We start from the raw sequence: 22,542 nt of genomic DNA, 5'->3' as shown, positions 1-22,542 counted from the left end.
GATTAAATGAATCTTCTTTAATCATAAGACAACAGAAATTTAAAAAGGTTGCCCTAATTTGAAAATTTCTTCAAATTATTTTACAAAAAAAGACTGATCATTACAATCAGTCTTTTTCGTTTTATCTTGTATAAAATCCTTAGAAAGGATATTCATAAATTTCAGATTCGTGTAGGTAAGGGTTACCTGTAGGGATAAGTTTAAGTTTAGATAATGCGGAAAGCACGGTAAACATAAATAATCCAACTACGAAAAGAAGAGCTCCCAAGATCAGGATGAATACTTCAGGAGTTTTCCAGTATGGTCCTACTGTTCCTGGCATTACCATGTTGAAGTAATCTAAAATGTGACCACAGATCACCACGACTGCCATTGTTGTTACTACTTTGTAGTTTCTCTTGATGCTGCTGCTCACTAATACCAATAGTGGTAATAAGAAGTTTACGATCAGCATCGGTAAGAAAGTAGGAGAGTAGTGCTGGAATCTTCCGAAGAAGTAGTTTACCTCTTCCGGAATGTTCGCATACCAGTACAGCATAAACTGTGCAAACCAGGTATACGTCCAAAGCATACTTGTAGCAAAAAGGAATACTCCAAGGTCATGCAAATGGTTGTCATTGAACTGAGGAAGGAATCCGTTTTTCTTTAAATAAACACTTAAAAGAATGATTACCGCAATACCACTTGAAAGGCAACTCACCATAGAATACCAGATATACATGGTAGAGTACCAGTGAGGGTCAATAGACATCAACCAGTCCCAGGCCCACGCTGCAGACGCAAATCCGAAGAAGGCGATATATCCCACAGCCCATCTGTAAAGCATCTGATATTCTGTTCTAGATTTTGTTTCATCTACTTTTTTAGACTGCGCTTTCAGTTTCCATGCAAAGAAAGAAGCACCTAATACATAGATAAATGTTCTTACGGCATAGAAAGGTATGTTTAAGAAAATTCTCTTTTCAAATAAGATCACATCAAAGTGAGCAGAATTCGGGTTTGTCAATTCAGGATCCATCCAGTGGAAAAGGTGACCTTGGTGGGTAATGTTTAAAAGCATTAAGATGATCAGAATAGCACCACCATAAGGAATATAAGAAGCAATGGCTTCCATTACTCTGGTAATGATAATCGGCCATCCTGCGTGTGCAGCGTGCTGAATAGAGTAGAAAAACAATACGCAGCAGCTCACTCCGAAGAAAAATACAGCTACAAAATGTATTGCCGCTAAAGGCTGGTTGTGTACCTGAAGAGTAGCATGCTCAAGGTGAGCCGCATGATCCTGAGGACCTACCATTTCACTGGAGTGTGTAGGTGCATTATGACCGGAAGCGTGAACCGCCTCCATCATCTGTTCTATTTTCTCAGTGGAAATTCCTTTATTTAAAAAGAAACCGATACCAAACAGAACTAAACCTACAACAAGAAGGATTATAGAAGTTGATTTTAATTTTGGTGAAAAACTATACATTTCTTTTCTTATTTTTTAGTTTCGGTAGTCTTTGTTTCAGTTGTTGCCGGTGCTGCCGCTGTAGCTGTCGTTCCGGCAGGTGTTGCCGTAGCTGCTGCTGGTGCCGCTGCTCCTTTTTTGAAGGCATTCATCACATACATGGCTACTCTCCAACGGTCTCCTGCATTCAGCTGGCCCGCATAAGATCCCATGGCGTTTCTACCGTTTGTTATCACATAATGAACAGATCCTACCGTAATTTCTCTGTCGGCATAGTTCGGTACACCGGAGAATGCTCCTGACTGAACGATTGGTCCCTGTCCGTCTCCTCCTACACCATGGCAGGCAGCACAAGTATGTTCAAACAATATCTTTCCTCTTTCAAGGTCTTTTGCTGCGTTGGCTGGATTTAGTGGAGAGGCTGTCATGCTCTTAGAAGCATCATAGCCTGCATTATATTCATCCACATTTTTCGGAAGCAAACCTTCTTCAAAAACGCCGTCTTTATTTTGCGGAACAGATCCTTCTACTGGAGTAAGGCCTGTTGCCCCGTTATTTTTTACGAAAGCAGGGATTTCATTTTCATGATCTGAATATGCATCCTGGGCTTTCATCAAAGGATCATAAGCTACCGGGAAATACATGTCCGGAAAGTATACCAGAGGCGTATTTTCTTTCGGTCCGCAAGAGTTAAGTAAAACTGCTGTTAAACCTAAAACTGCTGTAATTTTTAATACATTCTTTTTCATTTTAAGCATCTTTAACAGTTATTTCTTCAACTCCGGTTTCAATAAGCAACTGCTTCACAGATTCTACATCTTCCGTTACGAATTCCATCATGAATTTATCATCCGTTGTTCTCGGATCCGGGTTTTGTGCCGGTGCTCCGGGATACATTTTGTTTCTTACCAGAAATGTTAATGACATCATGTGAGCGGCACAGAATACCATAAGCTCAAACATCGGAACTACGAATGCAGGCATGTTGTGAGCCCAGTCGAAAGCCGGTTTACCACCGATATTCTGAGGCCAGTCGTGATTCATCACATACCAGGTTAAAGTAGCCCCGATCGTCACTCCATAAAGAGCGTAAAGAAAGGCTGCATCAGAAATTCTTGTTTTCTTTAAACCTAAAGCTTTGTCTAGTCCGTGAACCGGAAACGGAGTATAAACTTCGTTAATTGCGATTCCTTTATCGTTGAATGCTTTAACGCCGTTCATTAAATCGTCGTCATCAGCATAAAGTCCGTATACAATTTTAGTGGTGCTCATCTCCTTCTTTTGCTTTATAAGTTTCACCTGAGATTTTCAAAATCGATTTTAATTCGGCCTGTGCAATTACAGGGAATGTTCTTGCGTACAATAAGAATAATACAGAGAAGAATCCGATTGTTCCTAAATATACACCCACATCAATGATCGTCGGCTTAAACATTGTCCATGAACCTGGCAAGTAGTCTCTTGAAAGGTTGATAACGATGATATCAAAACGCTCAAACCACATACCGATGTTGATGATCAGTGCAATGATAAACGTAGCAATGATATTTGTTCTTACTCTCTTGAACCAGAATAATGCAGGAACAATAAGGTTACAGGTAATCAATGCCCAGAATGCCCACCAGTAAGGACCAACGGCAGCACCCGGAGACAGATACGTAAAGTCTTCGAATCTTGATCCTGAATACCATCCGATGAAATATTCCGTAGCATAAGCTACCGTTACCATACCTCCTGTTAAGATGATTACGATATTCATAATCTCTATATGATACATTGTGATGTAGTCTTCAAGGTGACAAACTTTTCTTGCGATCAACAAAAGGGTCTGTACCATCGCGAAACCTGAGAAGATCGCACCGGCAACGAAGTAAGGAGGATAGATCGTAGAGTGCCATCCTTTAATTACCGATGTGGCGAAGTCAAAGGATACCGTGGTGTGTACCGAGAATACAAGTGGTGTTGCCAACCCTGCAAGAACCAAAGAAAGCTCTTCGAATCTCTGCCAGTGTTTTGCTTTACCACCCCAACCGAAGGCAAGGAATGTATAAATCTTTTTGGTCCAGGGTGTTTTTGCTCTGTCTCTGATCATTGCAAAGTCAGGAATCAATCCCATGAACCAGAATACCGTAGATACTGAGAAATAAGTGGAGATCGCAAATACGTCCCAAAGTAGAGGAGAGTTGAAGTTCCCCCAAAGAGAGCCGAACTGGTTCGGTAAAGGGAATACCCAATATCCTACCCAGACTCTACCCATGTGAATTACCGGGAAGATCGCTGCCTGTACTACCGCAAAGATCGTCATCGCCTCTGCAGATCTGTTTACAGACATTCTCCAACGCTGTCTAAATAATAATAATACCGCTGAGATTAGTGTTCCGGCGTGACCGATACCTACCCACCATACAAAGTTAGTGATATCCCAACCCCAGTTAATAGTTCTGTTAAGTCCCCATGCTCCAATACCTGTTCCGATAGTATAAGCGATACACCCGAATCCGTAGATGAATAGAACCAAGGCTGCATATAATGAAATCCACCATAATTTGCCTGCTCTTTCTTCGATAGGTCGTGCGATATCTTCCGTAATATCGTGATAAGTTTTGTGACCAATAATTAGAGGTTCCCTTATCGGAGCTTCGTAATGTCCTGACATTTTTTACCTATTTATTATTTAAACTTTATTTTTCTACTCTGTTTCTTACTTTGGTGTGATAGAACACGTTTGGCTTGGTTCCGATCTCTTCCAGTAAATAATATCTTCTGTCGCCAGCATATAACTTTCTAACTTCAGATGCCTTGTCATTCATGTCTCCGAATTGGATAGATCCCGTTGTACAAGCTTTTGAACATGCCGTCTGGAATTCTCCGTCTTTCACGATTCTACCCTCTTTTTTAGCTTCAAGAATAGTCGTCTGAGTCATTTGGATACACATTGAACATTTCTCCATTACCCCTCTAGTTCTTACGACAACATCCGGGTTAAGAACCATTCTTCCAAGATCGTTATTCATATTGAAGTCGAACTTGTCATTAAGGTTATATGTAAACCAATTGAAACGTCTTACTTTATAAGGACAGTTGTTTGCACAATATCTTGTACCGATACATCTGTTGTATGCCATGTGGTTTTGTCCCTGCTTACCGTGCGAAGTTGCCGCTACCGGACAAACTGTTTCACAAGGTGCGTGGTTACAGTGCTGACACATTACCGGCTGGAAGATTACATCAGGATTGTCAGCAGGGTGATTCAATGCACCGCCTTCTTTGTTGAATGCTGTTCCATATAATTCAGGAACGGCCATTCCTTCTTTTAATCCTTCGTATACTTCTACCTTCTGTCTTGCAGAATAGTAACGGTCGATTCTTAACCAGTACATATCTCTGGACATTCTGATCTCTTCTTTACCTACAACAGGAACGTTGTTCTCCGCCTGGCAGGCAATGATACAAGATCCGCAACCTGTACAAGAGTTCAAGTCGATGGACATGTTGAAGTGAGGACCGTCCGTATCATCAAATGCATCCCAAAGGTCAATCTTTCTTGCAGGAAGTGCTCCGCTGATGGTGTGATATTCCAAAGGCTTATTCCATCCTTTGTGCTCATCATCAAATGCTACGTTTAAGAATTCTGCCAAAGGAACTTCCTTTGCGATTTCGTAACGTCCCATTAATGTATTCTGAAGCTGAATACCTGCGAATTCGTGATCTTCTCCGGTTTTTTCGATTTTAACATTAGATACGGCTAAATTAGAACCGTCGAACAAAGGATAAGCATTTACTCCTGTATCAGCCGTAGCTCCTGAGTTTTTCTTACCGTAACCCAACGCAAGACCAAGAGATCCTTCTGCTTGTCCAGGCTGAACGAATACAGGAACGTCTTTTATGGTTACTCCGTTTACCGTAAGGTTTACGATAGAACCATCCAGCTGCATCCTTGCATTAAGATCGTTGTCGATTCCTAATTTTTCTGCATCCTTAGGGGACATCGTCAGGTAATTATCCCAGGACATTCTGGTAATCGGATCCGGTAACTCCTGCAGCCAAGGATTATTAGCTTGTGTACCATCTCCCATTGCGGTCTTGGTATATAACACCAATTCCAGATCGGAAGCTTTGAAGTTTCCTAATTCAGCGGCAGCCTGAGCGCCATTACCTCCTGCATACGACAATGTAGTAGCATTGGTAGAGGTATTGAATCCGTTATATAAAGCTTTATTGAAAGAAGTTCCTCCTAAAATAGAGGAAGCGTTTGCTTTTAAATAATCGTAGTAATTATTGGCAGCATTGTTTTTACCATTTTTCCAAACCAATAAAGATTCTTCGATCTGTCTTGATTTATAGATTTTCTGGATGGTAGGCTGCATTAATGAATATACACCTGTCTGAGGTTCGATGTCACCCCAAGATTCAAGCCAGTTGGCAACAGGAATTACCGCTTTCGCAGCTTTGTACATTTCATTTTTCTTATCGGCAACAGCAATCACGTAAGGAACTTTTGCCAAAGATTTTTTGAAGTCTTCTCCTTTATGGTAAGAATAAATAGGGTCTACATTATTGGCAATCAATACGCCAACCTGACCTGCATTTACCCATCCAAGGAATTCCTCGAATCTTGCTTTGTCAAACTCTTTTAATAAGTTCGCCTTTCCTGTAAAAGCTGTAGAACCAAGTTTCTGATTGATCAGGTGAGCTAAAACCTGAGCACCTTTGGAACCGTCAGCGAAAACTACGGCCTTACTTCCTTTTGCCTGTAGTTCTTTAGCAATTTCGGAAGCTGTTTTGTCTGAAGTTCCTCCGCCAACAATAGCATTGTACACTTCAACCAAAGTTTTATTTACCTGGCTAGGCTTTAATCTATATCTTGAATCTGCATTCGCACCGGTCAATGACATGTTTGATTCTACCTGAATATGTCTCAACATGTTTGGCCCCGGCTTTCTTGCAGCAGCGTAAGAAGATTCCAGACCTCCTCCGTTATAGTCTCCTAAGAAATCAGCATGGAAAGCAACAACCAGTTCAGTTCCTCTAAGGTCATAAACCGGTAAAGCTCTTGTTCCGAAAACCTCCTGAGCTGCGTCTAGTGCGGCAGCATAAGGGTAAGCGTCATACGTTACTAATTCAGCTGTAGGATATTTTGCTTTGAATTCAGTGAATAATTTTTTGAAAGTAGGGGAAGCGAAAGAATGTGATAATAAAACAATTCTTTTTCCGGCCGCATTAGCTTCTTCTAGTCCTTTGATAACGTAGCTGTCTACTTTATCGAAAGTTTCATCTTTACCTTCAAATTTAGGCTGCTTTACTTTATCGTTGTCATAAAGAGAAAGTACACTTGCCTGAGCTCTCGCACTTGTTTTTCCTAAATCCCCTGCTGTAGGGTTCGGTTCGATTTTGATAGGTCTTCCTTCTCTGGTTTTTACTAAAACACTCGCAAAGTCAAAACCATCGAAATATGTTGAAGCGTAATAGTTTGGAATCCCCGGAATGATATCATGCGGTTTTACCACATAAGGAATCGTTTTGATTACCGGAGCTTCACAGGCAGCCAATGTTACCGCTGCTGTAGAGAATCCTAACAGTTTTAAGAAATCTCTTCTTGAAGTACTGGATCCGTTCTTTTCAGCATCTCCAAGGAAATCTTCTACCGGAATTTCTTCCTGGAACTCTTTCTGAGCCAGCTTGTTGTTTAAAGCCGGATCTTTAAGTTCGTGAATACTTCTAAATTGTATTTTGTTTGAAGCCATTTATACTTCTAATTTTTAGTTATTAATAATGACATTTACCACACTCAAGACCTCCAATTGCATCTACAGTAATCTTACCACCATCTTTAGGGTATTGTTTTTTCAACTTGTCATGTAGATTCTTGAAGTATTCTTTATTATAACCGTTGTTCATATCAACTTCAGTAGTTCTGTGACATTCGATACACCATCCCATGGTGAAGTCATTAGCCATCTGAACAACATTCATGGTATCAATTTTACCGTGACATGCTTTACATACAACATCGATTTTGTTGTTTGGATTCTTTTTGTTGAAAGAATTTATGATGGCCTGTTCACCAGCTACAACGTGCTGAGAGTGATTAAAGTAAACGAAGTCCGGCATGTTGTGGATTCTTGTCCATTCAACCGGCTGGGTTTTTCCGGTGTACTGCTGTTTTGCAGGATCCCAACCTGTAGCCGCATAGATTTTCTGGATTTCTCCGTCATAGAAAGCCTTGTCTTTTCCTGGCTCCATATAGTGCTCTGCGTTGTACTCGGAAATTGTTCTGTGACAGTTCATACAAACGTTCATCGAAGGAATTTCAGATACTTTACCGTATTTGGCACTGGAGTGACAAAGCTGACAGTCGATTTTCTGTTCCCCTGCGTGGATTTTGTGAGAGAAGTAGATAGGCTGTTCAGGCTTATATCCTTTGTAAACCCCGATCCACATGATCCAGTTCCATACTCCATAAGCTGCTAGAATTGCCAGGATTGCGATCAATCCCTTACCTACATAATGGTATTTCTCATATATTTCACGGAAAGATTTAACCCTTGTTTCGTTAAGCCCCGCCAAGTCTTCAGACTGGCCCAGTTTTACCAATTGTCTTAGTTTCAGTAAGATCCAAACTAATAAACCGGCTATGGCTAAAAGAGAAATGATAACTACGTTTGTCGTTGCAGAACTTTGTGGTGCTGCGTTTGTTCCGGCACTGGCTGTATCTTTGGAAGTATCTGTTTTGGCAGGTTCCGGAGCCGGAGGATTAGTTGTATATGCTAAGATGTCATCGATATCCTTATCTGAAAGATTCGGAAAGACCTGCATCTCAGTCTTGTTGTACTTTTCAAAAATTTCATTGGCGTACTTGTCTCCGGAAGCTCTGAGCTCCTTGTTGTTTTTGATCCACTTGTGAAGCCAATCTTTGTCTACACCGCCTTCTGTCTTTACCCGTTCTACAACACCTTTGAGGGGTGGTCCTACAACTTGTTTGTCTAGTGCGTGACATGCAGTACAATTTGCTTTGAAAAGCTTCTCACCATTCTTAGGATCACCGTCCTGCCCGTAAATTGAAGCACTGGTTGATAACAATAAGCCTATTGCGATCAACGTTTGTCTATAATGCTTTCTCCAACTAATCATTTAAATTATCTTATGTTAGTAAATATTGAACATTCAATCAATTCCGCAAAAATAATATATTTAACAGGAATTTAACGGTATATAGAAAGGGGAAAATATCATTTACGTTTAATTTGTACTCATTCTAAATAACTCTATTTGGTATAATTTTTTAATTTGTCTAAATTTGCGGAAACAAGTTTAAATGAAAAATTTGATTAAAATATTTTCGATATTGTTGTTTGGAGGATTTTATACGATTGATGCCCAACAGATTGTAAAAAAAGATACCTTAGCAGGTACGGAATTGGTAATGACGATGGATTCTAAGGTAAATGCGGCCTTGGAAGGCATTGAGGATAAATGTTCCAGAACCACAAATACGGTGGTGTCCAGAGATGATGATGAAGATTTCGGACCGTCTAAGCCGGCAAAGATCTATGTACCGAGCCGTGAGCTTACCAATGCTGAGATCTGCCGAAAAAATCCAAGGATCTTGGGGTATAAAATCCAAATCACTACGGTGAAAAGTAATGATGAAGCCAATGAAGTAAAGTCTTACTTCAGGAAGAGATTTCCCAACTTAAAAGTGGAGACGGATGCTTCGTTACGACCTAATTATAAAATTCTTGCAGGAAGTTATTTCACAAAACAAAGTGCTGCTTCCGATCTGGCGAGGGTAAGAGAATATTTCAAATCTGCTATAGCGGTTCAATACAGAATTTTCTGCGCAGAAGCGAAATAAAAAGTATTTTTAAAGAATTAGAAAGCGAATTGGCTGTCCAAACTTTTTGGGCAGCCAATTCACTTAATATGAATAAATAAGGTATATTTTTACCACCAAAGTGCCAGTCCGAAAACCAATGCTTTATCATTTTCGAAGGTTCCGCTTTTGAAGAAGTTTCCAAAGTCTTTTTTCACAAAGATGCTGAAGTCGTCATAAGAAACCGTAAACTGCGCTCCGTAAATGAAGGGACTTACTTTATAATCACTTCTATCCCTGTCGCTGATTCCTTCGCCTTTGATGATGTTGTTGGTCGACATTTTTACGCCTCCGTAGATATTAGCTCCTACCCTGAATCCTTTGGAATAATCCAGGTACTGCACATCGAGACCGGCATTTTTCACCTTTGAGAAATTGTACTGCAATCCCAATGGAACAATAATATATCCTGTTCTGAGTTTGCTTTTGCTCAATCCTTTGTCATAATTTGCAAGATATACATTGGAATTGGCATCTTTCGTCACAAACATATCGTTATCAATAATGAGTGTTCTCCAGGAAAACCCGATTCCGGAAATCAATCCCCAGGGGCTTGTACGTCCAAACTGGTAATTGAATTTAAGGCCGAATTCAAAATTTCCGGCGTAGCGTAAATTCGTGTCCAGCGCATTGTCCGGCTTATCGTTGGTAAGGTTCATGATCCCGTAAGAAATGTAAGGAGAAAGGTCTTTTGTTGGCCTGAACTTCTTCAACAGTTTTTCTTTCAGTTCTTCATTCGAAGTGACGTCCGAATTAAGCAGAGAATATCGCACCTGTTTTTGAATAACGGCGTCCATATCAAAGCCCAGCTCTTCAATCCGCTGATCTATTTTCTCAGAGTACCTGCTGGCAATCAGGGATTTCTGTTCATCGAATTCCGCTTTAGAGAGATTCTTCGACTGAAGCTCAGTGAGCTCTACTTCCATCAGCTTTTTTTCCTCTTTGATTATGGCATCGATTTTCTTGGCATACTCATCCACTTTTTCCTTTACGATCGGGCTTACTTCGGTGTCGTCTTTAGGCTGGAGATTGAATACAGGCTTTTTTTGAGCATATATTGATGCAGACAATAGGCATAGTCCGCCCATCATGATAAATTTCTTGATCATATTATAATAGTTTTTAATTGTTTAAAAATGATTTTAGTTTCCGTTCAGATCAATGCTCGCCATATTGCTTTTTCCTTTGGTTTTTTCAATGACATCTTTATGCTCTACTGAAAAAAGCAGCGTGGAAGGATCTACATACCGTTTCTTTTTCACCTGGATTTTGGTTGAATCCGATTGTGCCATAGCTTTAGACGGTTCATTAGTTGAGGCTTCCGATATGTCAGATAAAGTTTGCCGTATCGCAGGAAGTTCTTCCTGAATTATAGCCGGCGATTGCTTGAAATCTTCCTTTATATTTGGAGAAACCTTTTCTACCGCAATTTTTTGCTGATTGTTTTTAATGATTAATTCCGAAGGTTTCTTCTGAGTTTCATTCGGTACAGAAATCTGAACTTCCGGATTTACTGCTTTAGCGAGATTTGCGGATTTCTCAACTTTTGGGTTCTCATGGTTAAAGAAGAGTACGGCTACCAGGCTGAATGTTAAAACCAGACATGCGGCTACCAGAAACCAATTCACTCCCGATTTTACCTTTTTATTCTCCGTCTGGCTTTCGATCTCAGCCCACAGATCACGGGCGGGAGTCACTTCCCGTTCACCGATCTGCTTTTTGATCTGGTATTCTATGGTGTTTTCAGTAATTTTCATTTTGTAATTTTCTTTGTTGCTGATGATAAATTTTTCTCATCTTTTCTTTTGCTCTGAAAAGCTGGGTTTTGCTTACCGCCGTAGAAATCTGCAGGGCTTCAGCAATTTCCTGATGGGAATAATCTTCGAGTACATAAAGATTAAAGACCATTCTGTAGGCATCCGGCAGCTGATCCAGCAGTTCCTGTGCATTGAAATTGAAGTCAACATATTCTTCCGGAATTTCCTCAGAGTAATTGGGATTGATGTCTTCGAGATAAAAAACGGTTTTATTGCTTTTAATAAAATTAAGACATTCGTTTACTACTATTCTCCGGCCCCATCCCTCAAAACTACCTTCTCCCCGGAAACTTTCAATATTCTTGAAAATTTTGCAAAATGCCTTAATCACACAGTCTTCTGCCTGATAAAGATCGTTTATATAGCTTCTGCTTACGCTCAGGTATTTTTTGACATTCTGATCATAAAAAATTTTCTGTGCAGCCGGGTCCTGTTTTTTGAGGCGGCTGAGCAAATCATCTTTTTTATTTCCGAACAAAAGTTTCATAATTATTTGTTTCTACTAGTAAGACAATAAAAAACAGAAAAGGTTACAAAGCACAAATTTATTTTTAAAAAAAATTTAGCTAATAAAAGAAATCATTTAAAAACAGACAAAATATTTAGCAGTGTAAAAATTTAAATCAGATTAAAAAAGTCATGATTAATATTTTTTTCATAATTTAGTGATTAATACAAACCATTACAAAACAAAACATTATGAAAAATCTAAAAAAACTTCAGCGGGAAAGCCTAAAGCAGGTAATGGGCGGCCACACGTGCCCTCCGAACACGTACCACATCACGTACAACGGCTATCATGCCTGTTGCCTGCAAATTCCGACGGGAAATCCATGTACGTCTACCTCATGCCTGGTTCCTGTTGAAATGTGTGATTCGGAAGTCAGCTAATGAAAAATGGCCGGAGTCATTTCCGGCCATTGTTTTATATTTTAGCATCCTTTTAAATCAACTGAGCATTCTCTGTGCTTTTTTTACCCCTTCTACTAAAAGATCGATTTCATTAAAATCATTATAAACGGCAAAACTTGCCCTTACCGTTCCGGCAATATTGAAAAAATCCATGATAGGCTGTGTGCAGTGATGCCCGGTTCTCACGGCAATTCCCAGTTTATCCAGGATCATTCCTACGTCAGAAGCAATTCCTACCCCTTCAAGGTTAAAGGAAACCACTCCGGTTCTGTTGGCTTTTTCTCCATAAATTTTAATCCCGTCAAGCTCCAGGAGTTTTTTTTGTGCATACTCCAGCAAGGCATTTTCGTGCTTCTGAATATTTTCCTGTCCGACTTTAAGGATAAAGTCTACAGCTGCCCCCAAAGCAATATTACCGCCCACATTAGGAGTTCCGGCCTCAAATTTAAATGGCAGCGGCGCATACGTAGTTCCTTCAAAAGAACACGTAGCGATCATCTCGCCTCCGCCGTGAAAAGGCGGCAGATTTTCGAGGACTTCCTGCTTTCCGTATAAAATTCCCGTCCCCATCGGTGCGTACATTTTATGTCCTGAAAAGACATAGAAATCGCAGTCCATTTTCTGAATATCGATGGTAAAGTGCGGGGCAGACTGCGCTCCGTCGATGACGATATAAGCTCCTGTATTTTTTCTGGTTTTGGCAATGATTTCTTCAATAGGATTTACAATTCCCAATGCGTTGGAAACATGATTTACAGAAACCACCTTTGTTTTTTCGCTTAAAAACTCATCAAACTGATCCAACTGAAGGATTCCGTCTTCATCGATAGGAATTACCTTTAGCTTTGCACCGGTTCTTTCACAAAGCATCTGCCACGGAACAATATTAGAATGGTGTTCGAGGTAAGAAATGATGATCTCGTCGTCTTTTTTTAATTTCTGGGTTAAAACATAAGCGATAAGATTTAATCCTTCGGTGGTTCCTTTGGTAAAGATGACTTCAAAATCATGCTTTGCATTGATGAATGTCTGAATTTTTCTCCTGGAAAGTTCCATTTCTTCGGTTGCCAATTGGCTGAGCGTGTGGATTCCTCTGTGAACGTTGGCATTGAGCTCCGTATAATATGTATTCCAAACTTCTAAAACGGAGTTTGGTTTCTGTGATGTTGCCGCATTATCGAGATAAACCAATGGCTTATCATTCACCTTCTGATCTAATATAGAAAACTGACTTCTGATATTCTGAATGTCAAACATTTATTAAAAATTTAAATTAAATTGTTCTTATTTAGAACTCTTCAAATTTACGGTTTTTTTTCTGAAAGGCTTGCGAATAAATATGATTATAGATGTAATCTAAAAAGAAAAACCTGCCAAAAAATGACAGGTTTTATATTTTTCAGATAAGAAATTCTTATTCTGCTGCAGTTTCTTCAGCTGCCGGAGCCGCTCCTTCTTCTGCTGCAACTTCTTCTTCATCCTCATCGTCCATTGCTGCTGCTCCTCCTTTCATTGCATTTCTAGACATCTTCACAGCAACTACTACTGCGTTGTCAGGGTGCATGAAAGAATATCCTTCCGTTTTGATTCCTCCTACATAAAGTTTGTTACCGATTCTTAACGGCGTAACGTCCACAACGATTTCGTCTGGTAAGTTAGCAGGAATCGCTTTTACTTTAAGCTTTCTGAAAGACTGACGAAGAACACCACCCGCAACAACACCTTTGGAACGACCTGTAATTCTTACAGGAACTTCCATAATTACCGGCTTGTCTTCCGCTAACTGGTAGAAATCCGCGTGAAGGATTTTGTCTGTAATCGGGTGAAACTGAATATCCTGAAGAACAGCCGGAATTGTTTGACCATCAACCTCAATAGATACCGTGTGTGCTTCAGGAGTATATACCAAACCTTTGAACGATTTCTCTGTAGCAGAGAAGTTCAATGGCTCACCACCTCCGTAAACAACACAAGGAACTAATTCAGCATCACGTAAAGCTTTTGTAGACTTTTTGCCCACGCTTTCTCTTTTTGTACCTTGAATTGTAATAGATTTCATTTATAAAAATTTAAAAAATTGTTTCAAATTAAATTTGCAAACTTCTAAATATCAATTAAATAACAAATTTACTGCTAATTGACTGATGCTCATGAACCATCTTCATAACGTCCGCAAATAATGGGGCGCAAGATAGCACTTTTATTTTAGATGACAAATTATTTTTCACAGGAATTGAGTCAGTTACAATCACTTCCAGCAATTTTGAGTTCTCGATATTGTCGTAAGCCTTTCCTGAAAGGACGCCGTGTGTCGCCATGGCTCTTACCGATTTCGCTCCTTTTTCCATCAGGATATCCGCAGCTTTGCAAAGCGTTCCTGCCGTATCGATCATATCATCGATCAGGATTACATTTTTTCCGACTACGTCCCCGATCAGGAACATTTCTTCCACTACATTTGCCTTTTTTCTTTCCTTGTAAGCAATTACCACATCAGCACCCAAGTGACCTGCATAGTTTTTTGCTCTTTTGGCTCCACCCATGTCCGGAGAAGCAATGGTAAGATTTTCCAGGTTCAGGTCTCTGATGTAGTCTACGAAAATTGTAGATGCATACAAATGATCTACGGGAATTTCAAAGAATCCCTGGATCTGGTCTGCATGGAGATCCATGGTCATTACTCGTGTTGCTCCTGCTGCCGTTAAAAGATTGGCAACAAGCTTGGCACCGATCGGCGCTCTCGGTTTGTCTTTTCTGTCTTGTCTGGCAAGTCCGAAATAAGGAAGAACTACGGTAATACTCTTTGCAGAGGCTCTTTTCGCAGCGTCAATCATTAAAAGAAGTTCCAATAAATTGTCTGCCGGCGGAAAGGTAGATCCGATTAAGAAAACTCTTCCTCCTCTTACAGACTCATCCAATACCGGTTCGAATTCTCCGTCACTGAAGGTCTGAAAGTTGATTTTCCCTAATTCTTTCCCATAATACTGGGCAATTTTCTCTGCCAGGTCCTTGCTGGTCCTTGTACAAAATAGATAACTTAACTGGTGGGCCATTTTTACTTTTTAAAAGATTTTGCAAATTTAAAAAAAAACCACAAGAATCTGTCTTGTGGTTTCTAAGTTTTTACTGAATGCCTTTATTAAGGGAATTTCACCCCCGAATAATTATTTGGATTTACCTGTGGTAAGGTAGAACTGTATTTTGCATTGATTGATTTGATAAATTCATTCGCTACAATAGCATATCCTCTTCCGGTAAGATGTACACCATCCAGAGAGAAAGCACCACCGCTTACGAATTTAGCCGTATACTTCACTCCCTCGAATGTAATCCCGGACTGTCCGTTGAGTTCAACCATTTTAGCATTGGCATCTACAAAAGCAAGTCCGTAAGAATCTGCCATAGATTTTATTGAAGTATTGTATGCGTCTATCGCTGTCTTTACATATCCTGCTTCTGTTTTTGTCAGCACATGCTGATTTTGCAGAGGATAAGAAATCCCGTAAATATTTACCGGAGAAGGTGCTCCAGGTGCTACGGTTGCGATTAAAGAGCTTGATGTAAGTAAGATATAATCTTCTGATGTCGCCTGTCTTGCCTGTCCGAAAATCTGTCCGAAGGCTGTCGCTGTAGGCAATCCCAATGAAGGCGTTAATGCTGCCGTAAGCTGAAGAGAAAGATTAGGTAGCGATTCATCTTTAATTAAAACAGGGTTGTTGGAAGTTGCTGAAAGCAAATTGATCCTGTCTCCTGCTCCAAAAGCAGTAAGAGCCTGCTTCAACGGCCCATATAGGCTGGTATTAAGTGTTGTAAGATTTGCTCCCAAAGCAGCCGGCGTCAAAGGATTATAAGGAACTGTAGTAAAATAAGGAATTGAAGTTACATAAGGAACATTTGCAATGACCCCTTTTGTAGCGCCTACACTTTTAAGACCGTCTAGAACTCCTTTAATAGAAGCTGCAACAACATTAGGATTCGAAATATCATTGGATTTGTAATCTGCAGGGCTTGCAGTTGCGGGCTGTACTGTCGCTGCTGTATAAGTGGTAACCCCTCCTGCTGTCTGGGAATTGGTTCCTCCGCTTGTTGCATATAATAGAACATCATTACTTCCTATCCAAAGGGAAAAGAATGTAGGAGCCTGAGCCATCGCATCAGCCAAAACAGAAGTCGAAGGAGATGAAGCGAATCTTACGAAATAAGGGTTTGCCGTACTTGTGGCAAGACCTGCCTGATTTCCATAGCCCGGTATTACAAGATGATAAGATTTTGCCCCGGGTACTCCCATATTCTGATAAGGTCTTCCTGAAGCCACGTTATCCAATGTTCCTCCGGGAGTACTTGGTACAGGAGTTAAAGATCCGTTGACTACCTGAAGCGTAAGTTTACCGCCGAATCCCGGCAATCCACTGAAGCCTCCGATATTGTTCGGCATCAAAGGTTGCTTAAACTCACCACCTCCGGCAAGCTTCATTTGCTTTGCAATCATTGAAGGGTAAGATTCGTTCTGCCCATCCAGATAAAGCGCTCCGTCTCTATACCCTGATGTCAGGGAATTTCCTAAGGCAATATATTTTGAAAAGTTCGCATCACCGCTGGTTACCACCACGTCATTCACATCGGTATCAAAATCATCCTCGCAGCTCGTTGTAAACAGAAGTGCGGAAATCGCGAAAGTAGAAATTATAATTTTTTTCATAGTTTTCAATTAAAAAGGATTGTAAGATAAACCTAAACCTAAATAGAATGCTGTAGCTTTAGCCTGTCCATAAAAAGCAAGGGTTTTATTATTTACATCTCTTGCCTGTGGCATTGCATATCCACCAGCCACATCAACACCGAACTGTTTCAGCTTAAATCCTACCCCTCCCGTTACAACAAAAGTGTTGAAAGAAGGTGTTTCCGGGATAAAGTTTTCATCAGAGTAAGGAGATTCATCGTAGTAAGCTCCAAGTCTTCCGTAGATCATATTGGTAAAGGCATACTGAGTCCCTAATCTTACGGTTTTTGAATTTCTGAAGTTTTTAGGCGAAACAGAAATCGTAGGATCTGCCTGATTTCCTACAGGCGCGTGTGCAAAATCCAGTGTCAGCTGTGTATACCTTGACCATCCGTGATAGTTGAAATCTGCAGAAAGCAACCATTTCGGGGTTACTTTATACGTTAAGCCGATGGTATATTCTTCCACCAAAGGTAAAGTTGCCGTAAAGCCGTCTTTTCCGGATGAATCTAAGCCTAACAACGGATAAACAGACTGTGAAGGAAATTTAAAGGTTGCGGTACCATCCTTTGCTTTCATATCAACAGGAGAACGGTAGGCGATGCTCACATCCAGTTTTGGGTCCGGTCTGAAATAAAAACCGAATCCGTAGCCATGGCCGCTCGCTTTGCTGTCAAGATTAAGCTGACCGCCGAATTGAGTGATCGCTTTATCCCAGTTTACGGTTCCTCTTGCATAAATATAGCTGGCTCCGAATGCCAACCAATCATTAAATTTATAGGAAACCATAGGCTGGAAATAATAGCTCTTCAGCTCAAGCCTCTGAACCATTTCTCTTCCTTCCCAATCGTTTGGCCACTCGATCGTACTTCCGAAAGGTGTGGAAAAGCTGAAACCTACGGATAGTTTTTCAATTGGCTTGTACGCTATTGCTGCGTAAATAGGCGTTCCCATCGGGTTGTCGGTTTGTGTACTCTGTAATGTATTTAGATTTTGGAAAGTCACTTTATTGCTTGCCCCGAATCCACCGGCTACAATACTTAACTTCGAGGGAATGAATGACATCCCGGCAGGGTTAAAGAATGCCACACTCGCATCTTCAGCATGAGCACTCGTATGTGCCATTGCCAATTGTTTTACCCCTTGCAAAGAAACCCTGAAGCCGCCTGCGTAAGATAAAACCCCTGCCAATAATGCAGTTGATACTAATATTTTTTTCATAGACTATTATTATATAACCCAAATATAAAATTAATTTGCTTACGCCTGTTAATAAATCATAAAATTTTAAACAATAAAACCAAAGAAAACTATGTTTAAAATAATATTTTCATTAAAAAGTGAGTTAAATAAAACATTTATAGGAAATTAGTAAAACCCAAATGAAAGAAATTGTCGGTTTGTTTAAAACTAAACAGCAGTCTTTCTGATTATTTCATTATTTTAGACCTTATAAAGATAAAAATCATAAATTTGCAAATTAAATATATAATATATGAGTTGTGGATGTAAAACATCCGGCGATTCTGCACATTCTTGCGGACCCAAGAAGACCGCGAATGGCTGTGAAAATGTAAATACCTGTGGTAATAGTTATAAATTAAGTGTTTTCGACTGGCTTTCCAACATCAACAATCCCGCACCGAACAGGTGTGATTTTGTTGAAGTTAGGTTTAAAAATGACAGAAAATCGTTTTATAAAAATGTAAATAATATTCCATTACACATAGGTAGTGTCGTAACAGTAGAATCGAGTCCCGGACATGATGTAGGTGTGGTAAGTCTCACCGGCGAACTGGTAAAAATTCAGATGAAAAAGAAAAAATTTTCTGAAGAATCGGTACAGAAAATATACAGGCTGGCCAACCAGAAAGATCTGGAGGTATGGCAGGAAGCACGGAAAAAAGAAGAAAATGTAAAGATAGAAGCACGAAAGATCGCTCACAGGATTGGTCTGGAAATGAAAATCACCGATGTGGAATATCAGGGTGATGCTTCAAAAGTCACCTTCTATTATACCGCCGATAACCGCGTAGATTTCAGGCAGTTGATTAAAGATTTCGCAGGCGCATTCCGCACCAAGATCGATATGAAACAGATCGGTTTCCGGCAGGAAGCTGCAAAAGTGGGAGGAATCGGCTCTTGCGGAAGAGAGCTTTGCTGCTCGACATGGCTTACGGATTTCAGGTCTGTAAATACAAATGTAGCCCGATACCAGCAGCTGAGCATTAATCCCCAGAAACTGGCAGGACAGTGCGGTAAGCTTAAATGTTGTTTAAATTACGAATTGGACAGTTACCTGGATGCATTGAGCAATTTCCCTTCTTCTTCTACAACATTGGACACTGAAAAAGGAAGAGCATTCTGTATAAAAATCGACGTTTTCAAAAAGAAAATGTGGTTTGCCTATGTAGATCACTCAATAGCCTGGTATGACTTTGATATTGATCTTGTCAAAAAATTAATTGCCAAAAACAAGCGTGGCGAAAAAACGCTTCCTCTTGAAGATCTGAAACAGCCTGAAACGCCATTTGCAAGCATTGACCTGATTCAGGAGAATAATGTAGACCGTTTTGAGAAAAAAGGCAGAAGCAATAACAGGAACAGAAATCAAAACAGACCTAATAATAGTCAGAACAACCAGAACAGCCAGAATCAGGGCCAGAAAAAAAACAGCAGATCCGAGAGACAGGACCGTCCTGAAAGATCCGACAGGCCTCAAAGACAGGAAAGACCGCAGAGTCCGAATAACCAGCAGAAGCAACAAAAAAACCAACCGCAAAAACCTCAGTTGGAAAAAGCTGAAGCTGCTTCTACAGATTCCTCGGCCGATAAAAAACCGAATCCGAACAAGAAAAAATTTAAAAAGAAGTTTCCTCCAAAAAAAGACAACAATGCGTAAAATTTTAGGATTATTCTCATTTATCCTTTTCTTGAGCTGCAACTCTTCTTCAGAAGGAGAAGTGATGATGAATTCCGTTAATAACAAATGGAATAAGAAAAGTGAACAGAAATTTAATCTTGAAGTTTCAGATCCGCAAAATCCTAAAAATATTATATTTGTTGTAAGAAATAACAATGAATATCCTTACAGCAATATCAGGTTTATTGTGAACTTTACCGACCTGCAAACCAAACAGAAACAGACGGATACGCTGAATTATATTTTGGCAAAGCCTAATGGAGAATGGCTGGGAACAGGTTTTGGCGATACCAAGGAAACTTTCTTTCAGTATAAACTGAATTATCGATTTCCGGCAAAAGGAAAATATGAAATCGGCCTCTCACAGGCTATGAGAAATGATAACCTTCCGGGAATTGAAGACATTGGAGTAAAAATAGAAACGGCTAAACCGTAATCATAAATGGAAGTGAACAAACAAAATACAGGAAACAAGGGGAAAACATTCCCTCTTCCTCCTAAGAAGAAAAATACCGGCTGGAAAAAGTGGGTGAAATTTATCTGGGTCGGACTTATCGCCGTAGTATTGGGAATTTCAGGACTTTTCTTTGCTGTTTCGCAGGGCTTTCTCGGAGAAATGCCTGATGTAAAAGAACTGGAAAATCCGGATATTTATGTAGCCTCCGAAATCTATTCTTCGGACGGCGTTTTGCTGGGTAAATTCGAAAAAGAAAAAACCCAGCCTATTACCTACAAGGATCTACCGCCTTTTCTTGTGTATGCCCTACAGGCTAAAGAAGATGAGCGTTTTAAAGAACACTCAGGGATTGATCTGCAATCAGTGGCAAGAGCAGTGGTTTACGGTGGTAGCCGTGGTGGTGGTTCCACCATTACACAACAGCTGGCAAAATTGCTTTTTACGAATGGTGCTTCTCAGAACAAAATTGAAAGAGCCTTTCAAAAACTGAAAGAATGGGTTGTGGCCGTAAGTCTTGAAAAAAGATATACGAAAGAAGAAATCGTTACTTTGTATTTTAATAAATTCGATTTCCTTTACAATGCCAACGGTATTGAAATGGCCTCAAAGATTTATTTTAATAAAAAAACATCCGAACTTACTCTGCCGCAAGCTGCTATGTTTGTGGCAATGCTTGAAAATCCGGTAAAGAATAATCCGATGAGAAATCCTGAAAGAGCTAAGGCCAGAAGAGATGTGGTTTTGGAACAGATGCTCAAAACAGGATATATCGACCAGGCTACTTATGATAAAGCGGCAGCAACACCGATTACTTTAGATTATCATCCTATCAAAAATATCAATGATGATTATTCTGCTTATTATAAGTTTTATCTGAAGAAGGAAATTGATGCTTATCTTAAAGATTACGAAAAAGAAAATGGCAAAAAACTGAATCTGTACAAAGATGGTTTAAAAATATTCGTTACGCTTGACTCTAAAATGCAGAAATATGCTGAAGAGGCAATCCGAGAACACTTGACCGATCTTCAGAAAAGATTCGATGCAGAACAGAGAGGGCGAAAAGACTGGCCGTTCTATTACCTGAACAGCAAGCAGATCAATAGCCTGATGGTTCAGGCCATGAAAAGAACAGGGCGTTACAAGCAGCTGAAAGCCGCAGGGGTGTCTGAAGATTCCATTATGATGGAATTTAAAAAACCGATCAAAACATCACGTTTCACGTGGGCAGGTGAAGAAGAGGTTGAAATGTCACCTTGGGACTCTATCAGATGGCACAAGAAAGTGGCGCAGGCCGGTCTGATGTCTATGGTTCCGGGAACCGGGGAAATCAAAGCCTGGGTAGGCGGAATCGACTGGCAGCATTTCCAGTACGACCACATCAAACAGGGAAAAAGACAGGTGGGATCCACATTCAAACCTTTCGTGTATGCAACGGCGATTATGAAACTGGGAATGACACCTTGTTCAGTAGTCTCCAATGCGAGCTTTAACAAAGGAACTTATCATGTTCCTGGAAGAGGTGGAATGCTTACTTTAAAAGACGCGCTCGCCCATTCCCAAAACCCTGTTGCGTTACGTCTTGCTGAAATGACGACAACCCAGAGTGTTATTCAGACCGCCAGAGATCTTGGGGTAACAGAGGAAATCTCGACAAGTCTCCCAATGGCTTTAGGTTCATCAGATATTACCATCTATGAAATGGTAGGCGCATACAGTACCTTTGCCAACTATGGAAATTACAACAAACCGGAAATGATCTGGAGAATTGAAGATGCAAACGGAAGAGTAATTAAAGAAGTAAATGTAGAACCAAAAGAAGTTATGAACCCGATGTATGCCTACACCATGATTGAACTCATGAAAGGGGTAGCACAATATGGAACTGCTTCAGGAGAGCTTGGAAGAAAAGGGATTTCTAAAGATATCGAAATTGCTGGTAAAACCGGTACGACACAGAATAACTCAGACGGTTGGTTTATGGGTATTGTTCCGAAGCTTGCCACCGGCGCATGGGTTGGCTGGGAAGACCGGGCCACCCACTTCTACGGAACCGGTGAAGGTCAGGGAGCTAAAATGGCACTTCCGATCTGGGCGATTTATATGAAGAAGGTCTGGGCAGATAAGAGCCTGAAAATTTCTCCGGATGATAAATTCGTGAAACCTTCCGAATGGAAAGACGGCTGCTCGAATCTGAAAGGACTCGGCGCAGGATACGGCGACGAAGGCGGATTACAGACCATCGATGAGATCAAAAATCCAAGACCTGCAGAGCCATCCGGACCGAAAAGCCAAGGCAAAAAAGAAGAAAATGTAAATGAGAATCTTAATTCCAGCGAAGATATAGACTTCAACAATAAATAAATTCTCTTTTAGAAATACACAAGACC

The 22,542-nt window shown here is 40.3% G+C and carries 19 protein-coding genes; 5 read left to right on the top strand and 14 right to left on the bottom strand.

The annotated features are described in order from the left end of the window. Positions 1–139: 139 nt before the first annotated feature. From AC0N32_RS00935 to AC0N32_RS00910, 6 genes are read right to left on the bottom strand one after another with little or no spacing between them, the layout of a single operon-like run. Positions 140–1,471, bottom strand: coding sequence for a quinol:cytochrome C oxidoreductase (locus tag AC0N32_RS00935; RefSeq protein ID WP_476392007.1), 1,332 nt, complete (start codon positions 1,469–1,471; stop codon positions 140–142). An 8-nt stretch (positions 1,472–1,479) separates the two neighbouring features. After that, entirely contained in the window at positions 1,480–2,208 is a 729-nt protein-coding gene (locus AC0N32_RS00930) for a c-type cytochrome (RefSeq protein WP_476392006.1), read from the bottom strand. Beyond that, the gene (locus AC0N32_RS00925) at positions 2,201–2,722 is read right to left on the bottom strand and encodes a DUF3341 domain-containing protein (RefSeq protein WP_089693017.1); all 522 of its coding nucleotides are present in this window, start codon (positions 2,720–2,722) and stop codon (positions 2,201–2,203) included. Before AC0N32_RS00925 ends, AC0N32_RS00930 begins: the two co-directional genes overlap by 8 nt. After that, a complete protein-coding gene (gene nrfD / locus AC0N32_RS00920) occupies positions 2,709–4,106 on the bottom strand; it encodes an NrfD/PsrC family molybdoenzyme membrane anchor subunit (RefSeq protein WP_476392005.1) in 1,398 nt (465 codons plus the stop codon). Before nrfD ends, AC0N32_RS00925 begins: the two co-directional genes overlap by 14 nt. Positions 4,107–4,131: 25 nt before the next feature. Further along, complete coding sequence (locus tag AC0N32_RS00915) at positions 4,132–7,194, bottom strand: TAT-variant-translocated molybdopterin oxidoreductase (protein ID WP_476392004.1); 3,063 nt, start codon at positions 7,192–7,194, stop codon at positions 4,132–4,134. Between the two features lie 22 nt (positions 7,195–7,216). Further along, the gene (locus AC0N32_RS00910) at positions 7,217–8,581 is read right to left on the bottom strand and encodes a c-type cytochrome (protein ID WP_476392003.1); all 1,365 of its coding nucleotides are present in this window, start codon (positions 8,579–8,581) and stop codon (positions 7,217–7,219) included. 184 nt (positions 8,582–8,765) lie between these two features. On the opposite strand from AC0N32_RS00910, the gene AC0N32_RS00905 reads away from it, so the two are divergent. Further along, complete coding sequence (locus AC0N32_RS00905) at positions 8,766–9,305, top strand: SPOR domain-containing protein (RefSeq protein WP_476392002.1); 540 nt, start codon at positions 8,766–8,768, stop codon at positions 9,303–9,305. 89 nt (positions 9,306–9,394) lie between these two features. On the opposite strand, the gene AC0N32_RS00900 is transcribed toward AC0N32_RS00905, so the two are convergent. From AC0N32_RS00900 to AC0N32_RS00890, 3 genes are read right to left on the bottom strand one after another with little or no spacing between them, the layout of a single operon-like run. Continuing rightward, positions 9,395–10,432, bottom strand: a complete 1,038-nt coding sequence (locus tag AC0N32_RS00900) for an outer membrane beta-barrel protein (protein ID WP_476392001.1) — start codon at positions 10,430–10,432, stop codon at positions 9,395–9,397. Positions 10,433–10,465: 33 nt separating this feature from the next. Next, entirely contained in the window at positions 10,466–11,080 is a 615-nt protein-coding gene (locus tag AC0N32_RS00895) for a hypothetical protein (protein ID WP_476392000.1), read from the bottom strand. Continuing rightward, positions 11,067–11,627 (bottom strand): RNA polymerase sigma factor, encoded by a 561-nt coding sequence (locus AC0N32_RS00890; RefSeq protein WP_476391999.1) that lies wholly within the window; start codon positions 11,625–11,627, stop codon positions 11,067–11,069. Before AC0N32_RS00890 ends, AC0N32_RS00895 begins: the two co-directional genes overlap by 14 nt. A 212-nt stretch (positions 11,628–11,839) precedes the next feature. Between AC0N32_RS00890 and AC0N32_RS00885 the strand changes: the two genes are divergently transcribed. Beyond that, positions 11,840–12,031: a bacteriocin-like protein gene (locus tag AC0N32_RS00885; RefSeq protein ID WP_476391998.1), complete on the top strand. Its 192-nt coding sequence runs from the start codon at positions 11,840–11,842 to the stop codon at positions 12,029–12,031. Between the two features lie 57 nt (positions 12,032–12,088). On the opposite strand, the gene AC0N32_RS00880 is transcribed toward AC0N32_RS00885, so the two are convergent. The 5 genes from AC0N32_RS00880 to AC0N32_RS00860 form a co-directional block, all read right to left on the bottom strand. Then, entirely contained in the window at positions 12,089–13,309 is a 1,221-nt protein-coding gene (locus tag AC0N32_RS00880) for a cysteine desulfurase (protein ID WP_476391997.1), read from the bottom strand. A gap of 157 nt (positions 13,310–13,466) precedes the next feature. Further along, the gene (locus AC0N32_RS00875) at positions 13,467–14,111 is read right to left on the bottom strand and encodes a 50S ribosomal protein L25/general stress protein Ctc (protein WP_476391996.1); all 645 of its coding nucleotides are present in this window, start codon (positions 14,109–14,111) and stop codon (positions 13,467–13,469) included. A 55-nt stretch (positions 14,112–14,166) separates the two neighbouring features. Next, positions 14,167–15,105, bottom strand: coding sequence for a ribose-phosphate pyrophosphokinase (locus tag AC0N32_RS00870; protein WP_476391995.1), 939 nt, complete (start codon positions 15,103–15,105; stop codon positions 14,167–14,169). An 86-nt stretch (positions 15,106–15,191) separates the two neighbouring features. Next, on the bottom strand, positions 15,192–16,751 hold the full coding sequence (locus AC0N32_RS00865) for a G-D-S-L family lipolytic protein (RefSeq protein WP_476391994.1): 1,560 nt from the start codon (positions 16,749–16,751) through the stop codon (positions 15,192–15,194). Between the two features lie 9 nt (positions 16,752–16,760). Next, positions 16,761–17,993, bottom strand: a complete 1,233-nt coding sequence (locus tag AC0N32_RS00860; protein ID WP_476391993.1) for an OmpP1/FadL family transporter — start codon at positions 17,991–17,993, stop codon at positions 16,761–16,763. A 274-nt stretch (positions 17,994–18,267) separates the two neighbouring features. On the opposite strand from AC0N32_RS00860, the gene AC0N32_RS00855 reads away from it, so the two are divergent. The 3 genes from AC0N32_RS00855 to AC0N32_RS00845 are packed head-to-tail and all read left to right on the top strand — an operon-like array spanning position 18,268 to position 22,516. Next, positions 18,268–19,674 (top strand): PSP1 domain-containing protein, encoded by a 1,407-nt coding sequence (locus AC0N32_RS00855; protein ID WP_476391992.1) that lies wholly within the window; start codon positions 18,268–18,270, stop codon positions 19,672–19,674. Then, on the top strand, positions 19,667–20,131 hold the full coding sequence (locus AC0N32_RS00850; RefSeq protein WP_476391991.1) for a gliding motility lipoprotein GldH: 465 nt from the start codon (positions 19,667–19,669) through the stop codon (positions 20,129–20,131). Before AC0N32_RS00855 ends, AC0N32_RS00850 begins: the two co-directional genes overlap by 8 nt. Before the next feature lie 6 nt (positions 20,132–20,137). Continuing rightward, complete coding sequence (locus AC0N32_RS00845; protein WP_476391990.1) at positions 20,138–22,516, top strand: penicillin-binding protein 1A; 2,379 nt, start codon at positions 20,138–20,140, stop codon at positions 22,514–22,516. Positions 22,517–22,542 lie beyond the last annotated feature (26 nt).

It is taken from the genome of Chryseobacterium endophyticum, from assembly GCF_056333165.1.
Note: the sequence above shows the minus strand (reverse complement) of the source record. Positions and strands in the feature narration are given on the sequence as shown.